Below are 15,024 nucleotides of genomic sequence, written 5' to 3'. Positions count from 1 at the left end.
ACCAATAGTCGGCCATTGCCCAGTGTCAATACAGGCTTAACCAGCGCTCATGCGTAGTAGTCGACCAGCCCACGTCCAGCGGTCAAGCGCTCGCTGCGCACGTCCTGACGGACACCAGGCTGCAACTCGTCACTGGCCAGCAGATCATCCCGCGAGCCGGACCCACCGCGCCCGCCCTCGCCCTGCCCCTGCCAGCCACGGTTAAGCGACTGATCGGAGACGTTGGCATCCGCCAGGTTCATGCCTTGCTGCGCGAACAGCTCACGCAGACGATGCATCTGCCCCTCCAGCGCATCACGCACCCCGGCATTGGGGCTGGCAAACGTCACCTGGGCCTGATCCTGAGACAGATTCACCCGCACTTCGAGACGCCCAAGATCGGCAGGGTCCAGCTGAATCTCAGCCGACTTGAGGTTGTGGCTGGAAAGCCACATGACACGATCCACCACCGCCTCGCTCCAGCCGCCCTGTTGCATGGCGACCGGCTGACCGGGTACCAGTGGCAGGCGTTGCGCGGCGCCAGCCTGATGGTTGAGCGCCTGCGTCAGCGCATTGAGCTTGCTGACGAACTGATCCGGGCGATTGGGCTGCACGCTGTCCTTGAGGCTTTCCAATGCTTCCTTGGTCAGGCTTTCCAGCGGCAGCTCAAGCATCGACTCCTCGCTGCTCTCAGCAAGCGGCTCGCCCTTGCCCATGGCTGCCATGGCGGCGGCGAAATCCGTACTGGTCGCCACTCGGGTACTTTTGGCCGCTGCATCCTGTGGTGCCTGGGCCTTGCCTGCCTCCTCCATCGACTGCTTGAGCAGCGCCAGTGGGTCGAGCGCATCATTTTCCAGCACAGGCTCGCCCTGCTCGGCGGCAGCCGGGGCGGCGCCGCTAATGATCAAAGCCGGCACATCCGACGCCACTTCGGCTAACGGAGCCTCCTCCAGCGGAACCTGAATACCACCCAGCGCCATCGCCAGAAGTGGATCGAGCTCTTCTTCCCCCCCTTCCTGGGCCGGCAAGGAGTTGCCGGGCGCGGCAACCACAGGCTGCTCGGCGGCAGCCGGGGCAGCCTCGGTTTCTTCCCTGGCGGTATCAGCGCTCTGCTCCGGGCTGGTTTTATCAGTGCTGCCAGCACCCTCGCCAGGCTTGGCCTGACGCTCCCTTGCATAGACCTCGGCAAAGCTGGAAGCACCGTTATTCCTGGGTTCCGGCGCTTTGGCCGGCTGCTTCGCTTTACTCTTCACCTCAGGCGTGGCCTGCAGGCGTAAATCGGGCAACGCGGACATGGACGCTCTCCGTCTGATTGAATCGTGACGGGATCAGAGCAAGGGACGGGCCAACTTCGGCAAAGGCCTCAGACGCGATAGCGCTGACGCTCGGATTTGAACAGGATGCGGACGATGGCGAACTCACGTTCGATCTGCTCGATCAGGGCCGGAGCCAGTTCCAGCGCCTCGCGCCGACCTGCATCCTCCAGCTCCTTGCACAGGCCGGCCAACAATACCGCACCCATGTTGCTGCAACTGCCCTTGAAGCTGTGCGCAGCCAGGCGCAGCTCCTGTGCGTTACCCTCGTCCAGCGCCTGATGCAACATACGCAAACGCTCTTCGGAGTCAACGACGAAGGTATCGAGCAATGTCGGGTATTCGTCTTCCATGACATCCTGCAAGGCAGCCAGCACAGCATCGTCGAGATGGATATCGGACACCGGGTCACTCCCTGAACATCAAGAGGCCGATTATGCCTCAGTGAGCCAGCAAAACTCCACGCGAACGCCACGGCCGTCAGGGTAAAGCTCGAGGCCATCGCTGAGCTCACGCACCAGTGCCAGCCCTCGCCCACACAGAGCATCGTCGGCCGCACTGGGGAGGCCAGCCGGGTCGAAACCTGGCCCGCTATCCTCCACCTGTACGATCAGGCGGCCGCCCTGCTCCTGCGGCAGCATCTGCAGGTGAAAGCGCACATACCCCTCATCCAGTGAGGCCAGGCGCAGATGCCGCTCCCGGTAGTACTCGGCAAAGCCCCTGGCATCGCGCTTGAGCGAGGAATCCAGGTTCATCACCCCATGCTCCAGGGCATTGGAATAGAGCTCGGCCAGCACGGTATACAGCTCGCCGCCACGCGGGCGCAGCGCCCTGACATCGAGCAGCAGCTGCAACAGAAACGGCAGCGGATTGAAGTGACGCAGACTCAGCGCACGAAACTCAAAGCTGGCTGACCAGTCCATCACACTGACCTGCCCACTGTCGGCAAAGGCCAGCGGGCGGGGACGCTCCTCATCGTCGGCAAGCCCGACCTGAACCATGCTGACGTCGTCTTGCTGCTCGCCTCGAAAGGCCAGTAGTGCCTGCTGGATCTCATCGAACAATGCCTGCGGCTGCCGATTGGCTTGCAGCAACTCGAGCAGGCGCGCCTCACCGAACAACTGACCATGCCGGTCGCTGGCCTCGAGTACGCCGTCGCTGAGCAGAAAGATGCGATCCCCCGGCGCCAGTGGATAGACCTCGCAACGATCACTGAAGGCTGCCTGCTCGAGAATCCCCAATGGCAGATGACGGGACACCAGCGGCTGCTGTGGGCGGCCATCGGCATGCAGCAGGTAGCCATCGGGCAGCCCGCCGTTCCACACCTCGAGCAAACCGCGCTTGCTGCTGATATTGAGCAAGGTGGCGCAGCAGAAAACCCCCACCGGCAGGATACGCTTGAGCTTGGCATTGATCTCGCGGAGGATCTCAGCCAGCGCATGCCCCTTGGCGGTCATGCCATAAAACACCTCGGCCAGCGGCATCGCGCCAATAGCCGCCGGCAAACCATGACCGGTGAAGTCCCCCAGCATCACATGCATACCACCGGACGGCTTGTAGGCCGCCAGTAGCAGGTCGCCATTGAACAGGGCGTAGGGCGACTGCATGTAACTGATGTTCGGTGCATCCAGGCAGCCGGAATGCGCCACCTTGTCGAATACGGCCTTGGCAACGCGCTGCTCACGCAGCAGATGCTCGTTGTGCCGGGCGATCAGGTCGCGCTGTTGCAGTACGGTGTCATGCAGGCGGCGCAAACGATCCATTGCACCGATCTTCGCCTCGAGTATCACCCGGTTGTAGGGCTTGGCGAGAAAGTCGTCGCCACCGGCCTCAAGACAACGCACCAGCGCCTCGCCCTCGGTCAACGACGTGAGGAAGATGATCGGCACCAGCGCTTCACCAGCCTTCTGCTTGATGCGCCGGGCGGCCTCGAAACCATCCATCACCGGCATCAACGCATCCATCAACACCAGTTGTGGACGCGCCTGCTCGAACAGCGCGACGGCTTCCAGGCCATTGCTGGCGGTCAATACGCGGTGGCCCTGACGACTGACGATGGTGGACAACAGCATGCGGTCGGCCGCGTTGTCCTCGGCGATCAGAATGGCAAGTCGCTCAGACATGCTCAGCTGATCTTGAACAACTGCTCGAAGTTGGAGATGGCGAGGATCTTGCGCACGTCACTGCTGCAGTTGAGCAGGCTGATCTGCGCCGAATCGCCGCCAGCATGGTCACGCAACAACAACAGCATGCCCAGTGCCGAACTATCCAGATAGCTGGTGTCACGCAGGTCGACCTGATAACGCCTGGGGGTCAGGTTGACGCGCTCGTAGGCGTCACGAAATTCCTGGTGGGAGGCGAAGTCGAAGCGTCCTCGAATCACAATGGTCAGCTCTTGCCCGTCGGCCGAGGGCTGCGAGGTAATGGCCATGTCTACTCCTTTGTCGAGACTTTGCCAGATAGGGCAATTCACGCTTGAAGGTGTAGCATCTGGTCGGCGACGAAACAACCACTATTCAGGGTTCACCACGGTCGATCAGGCGTTGCGCCAGCTCGTCGAGCAGTTTCTGTTCGCGCTTGTCCTCGGCCAATCGGGCTTCGTCAATGTAGCGCTGGACCAGTTTGCGCAGCCCCTCGAGACGCGCATAGCGTTGCTGCCAAACAGCGCGCACCTTTTCAAGATTGGCGCGATGCCACTCCAGACTTTGCTGCTGTTGGCCGACCGCCGTCTCCAGTTGCGCCAGAAAGCGCTGGTAGTTCATCAGCCACTGGCCGGAAACGCCCTTGCTGCCCTCGCTGATCCACTGCTGCTGGTAGTCGCCACGAAAACGCTCCAGCTCGCCCAGCTTGGCCTCAGCCTGCCCCACCAGCCCTTGGCAATGCCCGAGCTGGCGCGCGGCCTCGCGCTCGGCCTTTTCTGCCATCTCGACGACCGGCTGCAGACGCTTTGCGCGGCTCAGGCTCATCCGCGCCCCGTAGGGCGGGTGTAACCCGCCAGATCGCCCCGGCGGGTTACAACCGCCCTACTGCAACAGGTCACTGTCCCAACACCCCGGCCAGCTGCTCGCGGCTCTGCGCCATTGACACGTTCTCGTCGAGGCCCTGACGCAGGTACTGAGCCATGACCGGCTGACGGGCGATGGCCTGATCGGTATCCGCGTCGCCGCCCGGAACATAGGCACCGACACTGATCAGATCGCGACTCTGTTGATAGCGCGACCACAACTGCTTGAATCGCTGCGCCTGCTTGAGCTGCTCGGGCGGCACCACTTGCGGCATGACCCGACTGATCGAGGATTCGATATCAATCGCGGGATAGTGCCCCTCCTCGGCCAAACGGCGTGACAAAACAAAGTGTCCGTCGAGCACACCACGCGCAGCATCGGCGATGGGGTCCTGCTGGTCGTCGCCCTCACTGAGCACGGTGTAGAACGCGGTGATCGAACCGCCGCCGGCTTCGGCATTGCCGGCACGCTCGACCAGCTTGGGCAACTTGGCGAACACCGATGGCGGGTAGCCCTTGGTCGCTGGCGGCTCACCGATAGCCAGGGCGATCTCGCGCTGGGCCTGGGCATAACGGGTCAGCGAGTCCATCAGCAGCAGAACGTTCTTGCCCTTGTCACGAAAATATTCGGCGATCCGTGTGCAGTACTGCGCCGCACGCAGGCGCATCAGCGGCGCCTCGTCGGCCGGCGAGGCGACCACCACCGAGCGCTTGATGCCCTCCTCGCCGAGGATCTCGTCAATGAACTCCTTGACCTCACGCCCACGTTCGCCGATCAGGCCGACAACGATGATTTCCGCCTCTGTGAAACGGGTCATCATGCCCAAGAGCACCGACTTGCCCACACCGGTACCGGCGAACAGGCCCAAGCGCTGGCCACGCCCGACGGTAAGCAAACCGTTGATCGAACGAATACCAACATCCAGCGGCTGGCTGATCGGGTCGCGGTTGAGCGGGTTGATAGCAGGGCCATCCATCGGTACCCAGTCCTCGGCCTTCATCCCGCCCTTGCCATCGAGCGCACGCCCGGCGCCATCAAGCACTCGCCCGAGCATCGACATGCCCATGGGCAGGCGCCCGGTATCCGGCAACGGCACCACACGCGCACCTGGCGCGATACCGGCCAGGCTGCCGACCGGCATCAGGTAGATCTTGCCGCCGGAGAAGCCCATGACCTCAGCCTCGACCTGCACCGGGTGATAGCTGTCGCTGTTGATCACCAGACAACGGCTGCCGATGGCGGCGCGCAAACCTTCGGCCTCCAGGGTCAGGCCGACCATACGCAGCAGGCGCCCTTCCACCACGGGTTGGCTGGGCAGGTTGATCGCTTCGACATAGCCCGCCAGGCGTCTGGCGAAACTGATCCGCTCAAGGCGCATCGACGGCATCCAGATCCAGGTCGATGTCCGCTTCCGGCGGCTGAGAGACTTGCGCGCGCTGCTGCTCGAACAATTGCTTGAGTGCCTGCGCCATGCGCGTCTCGACGCTGGCGTCGATCTGGCTATGCTCCGACTCGATACGGCAACCGCCCGGCAGCAGACTGTCATCCTCGAGGATGCGCCAGCTTTCCTCATGACGCTCGCGCAGCGCCTTGATCACCTCGAAGTCCTGGGGGTTGACCTGAATGCGTACGTTGCCCGCCCCCATCGGCAGCAGCTTGAGCGCTTCACGCAGCACCTGGCGAATCTGACTGGAGTCGGTGCTCAGCTCACGCTGAATCACCTCGCGCACCATATGGCTGACCAGACGCACCATGGCCACTTCCATCTGCTGGTCCTGCTCGGCAATCGGATCGAGCAACTGCATCATGAGCGTTTCCAGGCTGCCGACCTTCAGCGCCAAAGCCGCGTCAGCCTCCTGCTTGGCCTTGATCTGGCCGGCATGGAAGCCATCCTTCTCGCCCGTGGCGAAGCCTTCGTTGTAGGCATCCTGGCGGATGGCCTCGAGTTCATCGAGCGTCAGCGGTTTGACATCTTCGAGTGCGACCTCTTCGACCTGCGCTGTGTCCTGCGCCTCGACCTCAGCGGAAGGCTGCACCTGTTCACCAGCAGCAGCTTCGGCTTCTGCCGGTTCTTCACCCGGCGCATCGAAGCTGGGCAACGCCCAGCGGTCGAACGTGCCGAGATCCTTGGCGCGAATCAGCTCGCTCTCAGGCTCCTTGGCAGCCATGGCTTAAACCATCTCCTCGCCACCCTTGCCGCCAAGCACGATCTCTCCAGCTTCGGCCATGCGCCGGGCGATGGTGAGAATTTCCTTCTGCGCCCCTTCGACATCGCTGACGCGCACCGGCCCCTTGGCCTCCAGGTCGTCGCGCAGCAGCTCGGCCGCACGTTTGGACATGTTCTTGAAGACCTTGTCCTTGATCGCCTCGTCGGCCCCTTTGAGTGCCAGCACCAGCACTTCGGAGGAGACCTCGCGCATCAGCGCCTGGATGCCACGGTCGTCGACATCGGCCAGGTTGTCGAAGACGAACATGAGGTCTTCGATCTGCATCGACAGGTCTTCGTCCAGTTCGCGAATGGAGTCCATCAACTGGCCTTCCACCGAGCTGTCGAGGAAGTTCATGATGTCCGCCGCACGCTTGACGCCGCCCATGGCGGCGCGCGTGGTGTTGGCGCTGCCGGAGAACTGCTTCTCCAAGATCTGGTTGAGTTCCTTGAGCGCGGACGGTTGCACGGTATTGAGCGAGGACACGCGCAGGATGATGTCCAGGCGCACCTTGTGGTCGAAATGGCTGAGCACTTCGCCAGCCTGATCCGGATCGAGATAGGCGACGACGATGGCCTGGATCTGCGGGTGCTCGTAGCGGATCACATCGGCAACGGCACGCGGCTCCATCCATTTCAGGCTGTCCAAACCGCTGGTGCTGCCGCCCAGGAGGATGCGGTCGATCAGATTACCGGCCTTGTCCTCACCCAACGCAGAGGTGAGCATCTTGCGGATGTAGGCATCGGAACCCACACCGAGGCTGGTCTGGTCGCCGACGATGTCGACGAACTCGGCCATCACCTGCTCGACCTGCTCGCGATGAATGTTGCGCATGCCAGCCATGGCCACACCGACGCGCTGCACCTCTTTCGGCCCGAGGTGACGCAACACCTGTGCGGCATCGGTTTCGCCCAGCGAAAGCAGCAGAATCGCGGCCTTGTCGACCTTGTTCAGCTTGGTAGCAGTGCGATTGTCACTCATCGGCGTTGATCCACTCTTTCACGACCTGCGCGACGCGGCCAGGATCATCCGCTACCAGACTCTTGATAGCGTTCAGTTGTGCATCATACCCCTCACTGGGGCTCGGCAACATGATGCTCTGCGGCCCGCCGAGGCTGACGCGGTCGTCGGACAGCTCGCCGTCCAGACCTGCCATTTCGCCAAGCTCCACATCGCCAGAGCCTGCCAGCTCCTTGCCCCTGCCGCCGCCAGTGATGTTGTTGAGTACCGGGCGCAGCACACCGAACACCAGCACCAGGATGAACAGCACGCCGAGCACCTGCTTGACGATGTCCCAGAACCAAGGCTGGGTGTAGAACGGAATATCGGGGATTTCCTCGCCCAGCGAAGCGGTGAAGGCGGTATTGATCACACTGACGCTGTCGCCGCGACTGGCATCGAAGCCCACCGAATCCTGCACCAGACGAGTGAAGCGCGCCAGGTCATCGGCGGTCCAAGGCACCCGGCTGCTTTCGCCGGTGGCCGGGTCGACACGTAACTGGTCGTCCACCACCACCGCCACCGACAGACGACGCAGGCGCCCCTGCTGCTGCCGGGTGTAGCTGATGGACCGGTCCAGCTCGAAGTTGCGGGTCGACTGCTCACGCTTGTCGGCCGGGTATGGCGCCAGCATCGGCTGGCCGGTTACCGGGTCCATGATCTGCTGGCCATTGGCGTCGACCAGCGGCTGACCCGCGGCAACCGGGCCGGCCGGGGCGGCAGCGCCTGCGGCCTGCTCTGGCGCGGCAGCCGGACCAGGTGGCTGATTGGACAGCGCGCCCGGCACGCCCTGTGGCGGCAGGCTGCTCTGACGCTGTTCGTTGACCTGTTGCTCGCTGCGCAGCGCGGGCTGATCCGGATTGAACATTTCGGAAGTGGACTCAACCGAGCTGAAATCCACGTCAGCCGAGACTTCCGCCTTGTAGCGACCAGTGCCCAGCACCGGCTGCAGAATGTTGTGCACGCGCTGGGTGAACAGCGTTTCCATACGGCGGGTGTAGTCGAACTGCTTGCCAGCCATGCTCAGCTCGGACAGCTCCTGCTGATCGGAAAGCAGATTGCCCTTCTGGTCGACCACCGTGACTTGACCCTTGTCCAGCTCAGGCACACTGGTCGCCACCAGGTTGACGATCGCCATGACCTGGCTGGGCTCCAATGCGCGCCCCGGATAGAGTTCGACCAGCACCGAGGCAGACGGCTTGCGTTCATCACGCACGAACACCGAAGCCTTGGGCATGGCCAGGTGCACACGCGCCGCCTTGACGTTGTTGAGGCTGGCCACCGTACGTGCCAGTTCGCCCTCGAGACCACGGCGATACCGGGTCGCCTCCATGAACTGGCTGGTGCCCAGGCCCTGCTCACGGTCGAGAATTTCGAAACCGACGCTGTTGTCGGTGGGCGCCACGCCAGCAGCAGCGAGGCGCATGCGCGCACGCGCCAGATCGTCAGCCTTGACCAGTAGCGCGCCGGAGTTGGGTTCGATGGTGTAATCGATGCCGGAAGTGGTCAGGGTATCGACCACCTGAGAGGCATCCATACCGTTGAGGCTACCGTACAGCGGACGATAGTCCGGTTGCTGCGACCAGAGCACCACGGCAAAACCGATCGCCACGCTGGCAGCCAGACCGACCAACAGGCCGAGCTGACGCAGCACCGACATCTCCGCGAGGTTTTCCAGGAAGCTAAGGCCCAGCAGGGGCTTCTTCGGCTCACCTGGCTCGGCCTTGGCCGGTACGTTTGCTACTGCTGCTTCAGCCATGAATCAATCCTCAGACCGGCATCTGCATGATGTCTTGGTACGCCTGGACCAGCTTGTTACGCACCTGGGTCATGGCCTGGAAGGATACGCTGGCTTTCTGCGAGGCGATCATCACGTCGGTCAGGTCGACCCCGCTCTGCCCCATCTCGAAAGCGGTCGCCAGTTTATTGGAAGCCTGCTGGGTCTCGTTGACCTTGTTCACCGCCTGGCCGAGCATTTCCGAGAAACTCGGCGCCCCTTGCACTGGCTCGCTCACTGCAGGTTTCTGACGCGCCATGGCCTCAGCCTGCATGGAACGCATTTCCAGCATCAAGCGATTGAATTCGACACCTTGGCTCATGACTTCCTCCACTGCCCGCTTTTTGACACTAGCGGCGCTATGCAGGGGTATTTGCAACAAGGGTGCCAACAAAACTGCGACTAGAAGCTTATGGAAATTAGCGGGCCGTTGGAAAACCTAGGCGAGACAGGCAAGACAAGGCAAAAACAGCCGAAAAGCGCAGTTTACGTGCTGTAAATGAGCATTTTTGAAGGGGACACCTAGCCTGGGCTCGCACGCGAGGCTGTTTTTAACGCAGCATTGCCAACGCACGACTGCATGGATGCAGGAGGCCAAAATCGAGGTGGTTTTTCAACGGCCTGTTAGGCGACAGACACCCAGATACATGGAACAACCACCGTCATCCCCGCGAAGGCGGGGATCCAGCGACAAGAGACGAATCACCAACAATCTCCGACCAAAGATCCCGCCATTGCGGGTTTCGCTCTTCGATCAGACGCAGCTTCCAGGCACGATTCCATTTCTTGATCGCCTTTTCCCTGGCTATCGCGCTGCTCATGCTCTCATGCTGTTCGTACCACACCAGCGACTTCACCCCATAGCGGCGTGTAAAGCCCTCAACTGCTCCCTCTCTATGCTGCCAGACACGCTGCAGCAGATCCGCCGTAACCCCGGTATAGAGCGTGCCATTACGCCGGCTGGCCATGATGTAAACGGCTGGCTGTTTCATGCTGCAGTCCTTTGCAGATGGTGCGCCCCCATCAGTATGGAGGCCTACTCAGTGATCGATTTAAACCCGAACGAAAAAAATAGTCGCCCATACAAACCAGGACAACCTGAAAACCGCAGCTGGATCCCCGCCTTCGCGGGGATGACGGCGATAGAAAACCCGAGGTCATCCCCGCGAAGGCGTGGACCCAGACAACCCTATCAGCCGTACCCCTCCCCCCGCTCAGCACAGCAAAACTAACTGGCGTACAGATACGCCTCGACATCCATACCGGCATCACGCATCTGCGCCAGCTTGTAACGCAGCGTACGCGGGCTGATACCCAGGCGCTCGGCAGCCTCCTTGCGACGTCCACGCTCGGCACGCAGGGTGTCGATGATGACCTGAAACTCGCGACGGCGAAGGTCCTCGCCCAGCGCGCCGGCATCGACCGCACTCGGCGACTCGACCGGTTGCGCCATTGGCGGCGCAACACTCGGCACCACGGCCAGGCGCGGTGCCGTACCCTGCACCGATTGGCCGATGGGCGCGTGCAGGCACAGATCCTGCGCCTGAATCACGCCTCCCTGCTGCAGGATCAATGCGCGTTGAATGGCGTTGTCCAGTTCGCGCACATTGCCCGGCCACTGATGCTGTACCAGGCTCTGCGCGGCCGATTCTGACAAGCGCACCGGCGCCTGATTCATTTTTTTGACGTGCTTGGCCAGCAGCCGCTCGGCCAGCGGCAGAATGTCGGCAGGCCGCTCACGCAGTGGCCGCCAGGCCAAGGGGAAGACCGACAGTCGATAATAGAGGTCCTCGCGGAAGCGTCCTGCGGCAACCTCGCTAGCCAAGTCACGGTTGCTGGTGGCCAGCACGCGAATATCCAGGTTGATTGGCTTGCGCGCGCCGACCCGTTCCACCTCACGCTCCTGCAACACACGCAACAATTTGGCCTGCAGCCCCAGCGGCATTTCGGAAATCTCGTCGAGCAGAATGGTGCCGCCGTCAGCCAGCTCGAACTTGCCCGGCTGAGCGGTGACCGCACCGGTGAACGCGCCCTTCTCATGCCCGAACAAAGTCGCCTCAAGCATGTTGTCGGGAATCGCCGCACAGTTGATGGCGATGAAAGGCCCGGAGGCGCGCGGCGACTGCTGATGGATATAACGCGCCAGCACCTCCTTACCGGTCCCCGACTCACCCGTGATCATCACCGTCGAATCACTCTGCGCCACGCGTGACGCCAGCTCCAGCAGCTGCACGCTGGCCGGCTCGAGCGCTACCGGACCATCGCAATCCCCCGCCGTCAATTTACCGAGAGCGTGCTTGGCCACCAGCTCCAGCAGCGTACGCGGCTCGAAGGGCTTGACCAGATAATCAGCGGCGCCCTGGCGAATGGCATCTACCGCCCTCTCTACCGCGCCGAAAGCCGTCATCAGCAATACCGGCAGTTGCGGATAACGACTACGGATCTGCGCCAGCAGTTGATGACCATCCATACCCGGCATGTTGACGTCGCTGACCACCAGCCCGAACGGCTCTTCGGTCAACGCGACCAACGCCGCCTCGGCGCAATCGACCGCCCGATAATCATGCCCGCCCAGGCACAGGGTATCGGCCAGGGCTTCGCGCAGGGCGCGATCGTCTTCAACCAACAGGACTTTGGCAGCCATGGATTACTCCTGATTCGAGTGAGGCGCTGCATCAAGCAGCGGCAAAGAAACGATGGCGCAGGTGCCACGACCTGCACGTGATTGCAGCAGCAACTGGCCCTGATGAGCACGCGCCACCGCCTTGACCACCGCCAGGCCGAGGCCGGTTCCGGTAGTCTTGGTGGTGAAGAAGGGCTCGCCCAGGCGCGCCAGGGTTTCCTGGCTCATACCCGGTCCGTTATCGCTGACGCATAGCCGTAACTGGCCACCGCGGCGATACAGATGAATCTTCAGACGCGCATCGCGCCCGGCAGCCTGAATGGCGTTGTCGATCAGATTGAGGACGGTGCCGACCAGCGTGTCGCGGTTGCACAGCAGCTCGCCGTCGCGCACATCGCACTGCCAGCGCACAGCCATATCGCCCACATGCGCGTCGGCAGCCGCACGCAGCGCATCGAACAGGGCCGACGGCGCCAGACGATCCGGCAATGGCAGCTCGCCCCGGGCGAAGATCAGCATGTCGCGCACCTGGTTTTCCAACTCGTGCAGCCGCTCCTTCAAGCGCCCGGCGAAGCGCTGCTGCTGTTCGGCCGGCAGTACCTGTTCATTGAGGTGGCTTGCATAGAGCAACGCAGCGGAAAGCGGTGTACGGATCTGATGGGCCAGGGAAGCGACCATGCGCCCCAGCGCCGATAGGCGCTCATGACGAGATAGTTGATCCTGCAGGCGACGGGTTTCAGTCAGGTCAGTCAGCAGAACCAACTGCCCCGGTTCCCCATGCAGAGAACGGGTCGCGATGGATAACCGACGTCCATCGCGCATGGATATTTCGTGGCCATCATCTTCGCGCGGTGCAAAATTGCGCGCGATCACCTGGCGCCAGAGCATGCCCACCAGCGGCTGGCCAAGCAAAGCGCGGGCCACGGGGTTGGCCTCTCGCACGACACCCTGACCATCGATGACGATCACGCCACCGGGCAGCAGATCCAGCAGGCTCTGCAGGCGATGCGCCAGACGCTCCTTCTCCGCCAGCTCCTGCATACGCTGAGCGCTGACCAGTGCCAGCTGGCCCTTCAGTTCATTGACTCGCGCCTCGAGCAGGCTGTACGACTCGCTGAGCTGGTTGGACATCTGATTGAACAGGGCAAAGGCCTGCTCCAGTCCTGCACGACTGGCTTGTTCGAGCGGCGCTGCAAGGCTTGGCTCGGCTGACTCGGTAGGACGAAGGTTGGCTTCCATCTGCTTCTCTCGTACGACGCACCGTCAGAAGACGGTCGGATACAAGAGCTTTAGCAATCGCCGTGCCTACTTTTTTATTCTTATTTATCAAGCACTTGAAAAAACAAAGCCGGAGCTTGCGTCAAAGCTCCGGCTTTCTTTGCGGCGTTAGGGATGTTCTGAAAAAGTTACTTACCGTCACTCCCGCGAAGGCGGGAGCCCAGGAGTTTCGCAGGTTCTGGATTCCCGCCTGCGCGGGAATGACGAGTTTTCCAGAGTTTCCTTAGCTTGAGGCTGAGGAATCAATCCTCGTCCTGACCATCCTCTTCGCGGCGGCTCATGCCGTACTTGCGCATTTTCTCGACCAGCGTGGTACGGCGAATACGCAGGCGCTCAGCAGCCCGCGCCACCACGCCGCCGGCATCATCCAGCGCCTGCTGGATCAGCCCCTGCTCCAGATTGCCCAGGTAGTCCTTCAGATCCAGGCCTTCCGGCGGCAGCATGGCCGGCGCATCGAGGCCCGGCAGCCCGGCCAGGATCGCGGCGCGCTCCTCCATCTCGTCGCGCAGGCTGGCGGCCAACTGCTCGTCCTCGTCATCGACGTGGCGGAATTTCTTCGGCAGCTCGCCAACGCCGATCACCCCATAGGGATGCATGATCGCCATGCGCTCCACCAGGTTGGCCAGCTCGCGCACGTTGCCCGCCCAGTCGTGACGGCACAGCGACATGATGGCGGCCGAGTTGAAGCGAATGGAACCGCGCTTCTCGTGCTCCATGCGCGAAATCAGCTCGTTCATCAGCAGCGGGATGTCTTCGATGCGCTCGCGCAGCGGCGCCATCTCGATGGGGAAGACGTTGAGGCGGTAGTACAGATCCTCGCGGAAGCTGCCGTCCTCGATCATCTTCTCCAGGTTCTTGTGCGTGGCCGCGATGATGCGCACGTCGGCGGTCTGCGTCTTGTTACTGCCGACTCGCTCGAAAGTGCGCTCCTGCAACACACGCAGCAGCTTGACCTGCATCGGCAGCGGCATGTCACCGATCTCATCGAGAAACAGCGTGCCGCCGTTGGCCAGTTCGAAGCGCCCTGCCCGGCTGGTGATGGCGCCGGTGAAGGCGCCCTTCTCATGACCGAACAGCTCGCTCTCCAGCAACTCGGCCGGAATGGCGCCGCAGTTGACCGGCACGAAGGGTGCCTCGCGACGCTTGGAGTGATAATGCAGATTGCGCGCTACAACTTCCTTGCCAGTTCCGGACTCACCGAGGATCAGCACGCTGGCCTCGGTATCGGCCACCTGCTGCATCATCTGTCGCACCTGCTGAATGGCGCGACTGGTACCCACCAGGCTACGGAACAGATTGGGCTCACGCTGCCGACCACGATCACGGGCCTGGTCGTACATTTCACGGTAGACCTGGGCGCGATGCAGCGAGTCGAGCAACTTGTTATAACTGAGCGGCGTCTCCAGACTGGCCAGCACGCGCCGACGCAAGTCTTCCGGCCACTCGGCAATACTGACATCACCCACCGTCAGCAAGGGCAGAAACTCATCCCACCCGGCAAGCTGCTTGGTCAGTTCAAGCGCGCCGCCCTTGGCCTCGACATCGCCCAGCAAGACACTCAGCACCTCGCGACTGGACTCAAGCCCAGCCACGGCACTGCGCCAGTCCTGGCTTGTACAGGCCAGATGCTCCTCCCCGAGAAAGCTCAGAATGATCGCCAGTTCGTGGCGGCGCGCAGCATTGTCATCGATCAACAGAATTTTGGTTTCACGCCACATCTTGTGTTTGTCTGACCCGAGGAGTAGAAGAAATTGCGCGCCATATCTTCGGCGCGCACCGGCAATTGGCCACCAGTAAAGTCAAAAAATTGGACTCAGTCAAATTTATGGCGTGATTTCCTGTG

Annotated in this window: 14 protein-coding genes; all 14 read right to left on the bottom strand. The window is 62.1% G+C overall.

The genetic code is table 11. The annotated features are described in order from the left end of the window. Positions 1-47: 47 nt before the first annotated feature. On the bottom strand, positions 48-1,274 hold the full coding sequence (locus P3C50_RS02115) for a flagellar hook-length control protein FliK (RefSeq protein WP_275544693.1): 1,227 nt from the start codon (positions 1,272-1,274) through the stop codon (positions 48-50). Positions 1,275-1,342: 68 nt separating this feature from the next. After that, on the bottom strand, positions 1,343-1,696 hold the full coding sequence (locus tag P3C50_RS02110; protein WP_003460751.1) for an Hpt domain-containing protein: 354 nt from the start codon (positions 1,694-1,696) through the stop codon (positions 1,343-1,345). Positions 1,697-1,726: 30 nt separating this feature from the next. Continuing rightward, entirely contained in the window at positions 1,727-3,415 is a 1,689-nt protein-coding gene (locus P3C50_RS02105; RefSeq protein ID WP_275544692.1) for a fused response regulator/phosphatase, read from the bottom strand. Positions 3,416-3,417: 2 nt separating this feature from the next. Beyond that, a complete protein-coding gene (locus tag P3C50_RS02100) occupies positions 3,418-3,723 on the bottom strand; it encodes an STAS domain-containing protein (protein WP_275544691.1) in 306 nt (101 codons plus the stop codon). Between the two features lie 85 nt (positions 3,724-3,808). Further along, positions 3,809-4,258: a flagellar export protein FliJ gene (gene fliJ, locus P3C50_RS02095; protein ID WP_003460736.1), complete on the bottom strand. Its 450-nt coding sequence runs from the start codon at positions 4,256-4,258 to the stop codon at positions 3,809-3,811. Between the two features lie 70 nt (positions 4,259-4,328). Continuing rightward, positions 4,329-5,675 carry a flagellar protein export ATPase FliI gene (gene fliI, locus P3C50_RS02090; RefSeq protein ID WP_084341010.1) on the bottom strand — a complete coding sequence of 449 codons (1,347 nt, stop codon included), beginning with the start codon at positions 5,673-5,675 and terminating at the stop codon, positions 4,329-4,331. Then, entirely contained in the window at positions 5,665-6,465 is an 801-nt protein-coding gene (gene fliH / locus P3C50_RS02085; protein ID WP_275544690.1) for a flagellar assembly protein FliH, read from the bottom strand. Before fliH ends, fliI begins: the two co-directional genes overlap by 11 nt. A 3-nt stretch (positions 6,466-6,468) precedes the next feature. After that, positions 6,469-7,485 (bottom strand): flagellar motor switch protein FliG, encoded by a 1,017-nt coding sequence (gene fliG / locus P3C50_RS02080; protein ID WP_275544689.1) that lies wholly within the window; start codon positions 7,483-7,485, stop codon positions 6,469-6,471. Then, positions 7,478-9,262: a flagellar basal-body MS-ring/collar protein FliF gene (gene fliF / locus P3C50_RS02075; RefSeq protein ID WP_275544688.1), complete on the bottom strand. Its 1,785-nt coding sequence runs from the start codon at positions 9,260-9,262 to the stop codon at positions 7,478-7,480. Before fliF ends, fliG begins: the two co-directional genes overlap by 8 nt. 10 nt (positions 9,263-9,272) lie before the next feature. Further along, a complete protein-coding gene (fliE, locus tag P3C50_RS02070) occupies positions 9,273-9,602 on the bottom strand; it encodes a flagellar hook-basal body complex protein FliE (protein WP_017679158.1) in 330 nt (109 codons plus the stop codon). A 340-nt stretch (positions 9,603-9,942) separates the two neighbouring features. After that, entirely contained in the window at positions 9,943-10,272 is a 330-nt protein-coding gene (locus P3C50_RS02065; protein WP_275544687.1) for a GIY-YIG nuclease family protein, read from the bottom strand. 236 nt (positions 10,273-10,508) lie between these two features. Then, a complete protein-coding gene (fleR, locus tag P3C50_RS02060; RefSeq protein WP_275544686.1) occupies positions 10,509-11,924 on the bottom strand; it encodes a sigma-54-dependent response regulator transcription factor FleR in 1,416 nt (471 codons plus the stop codon). Positions 11,925-11,927: 3 nt separating this feature from the next. After that, on the bottom strand, positions 11,928-13,142 hold the full coding sequence (locus P3C50_RS02055) for a sensor histidine kinase (RefSeq protein WP_275544685.1): 1,215 nt from the start codon (positions 13,140-13,142) through the stop codon (positions 11,928-11,930). A gap of 281 nt (positions 13,143-13,423) precedes the next feature. Continuing rightward, a complete protein-coding gene (locus P3C50_RS02050) occupies positions 13,424-14,899 on the bottom strand; it encodes a sigma-54 dependent transcriptional regulator (RefSeq protein ID WP_092376302.1) in 1,476 nt (491 codons plus the stop codon). Positions 14,900-15,024: the final 125 nt, after the last annotated feature.

The organism is Pseudomonas sp. Marseille-Q0931 (assembly GCF_940789645.1).
GTDB lineage: Bacteria > Pseudomonadota > Gammaproteobacteria > Pseudomonadales > Pseudomonadaceae > Aquipseudomonas.
This window is presented reverse-complemented; position numbering and strand designations above follow the sequence as displayed.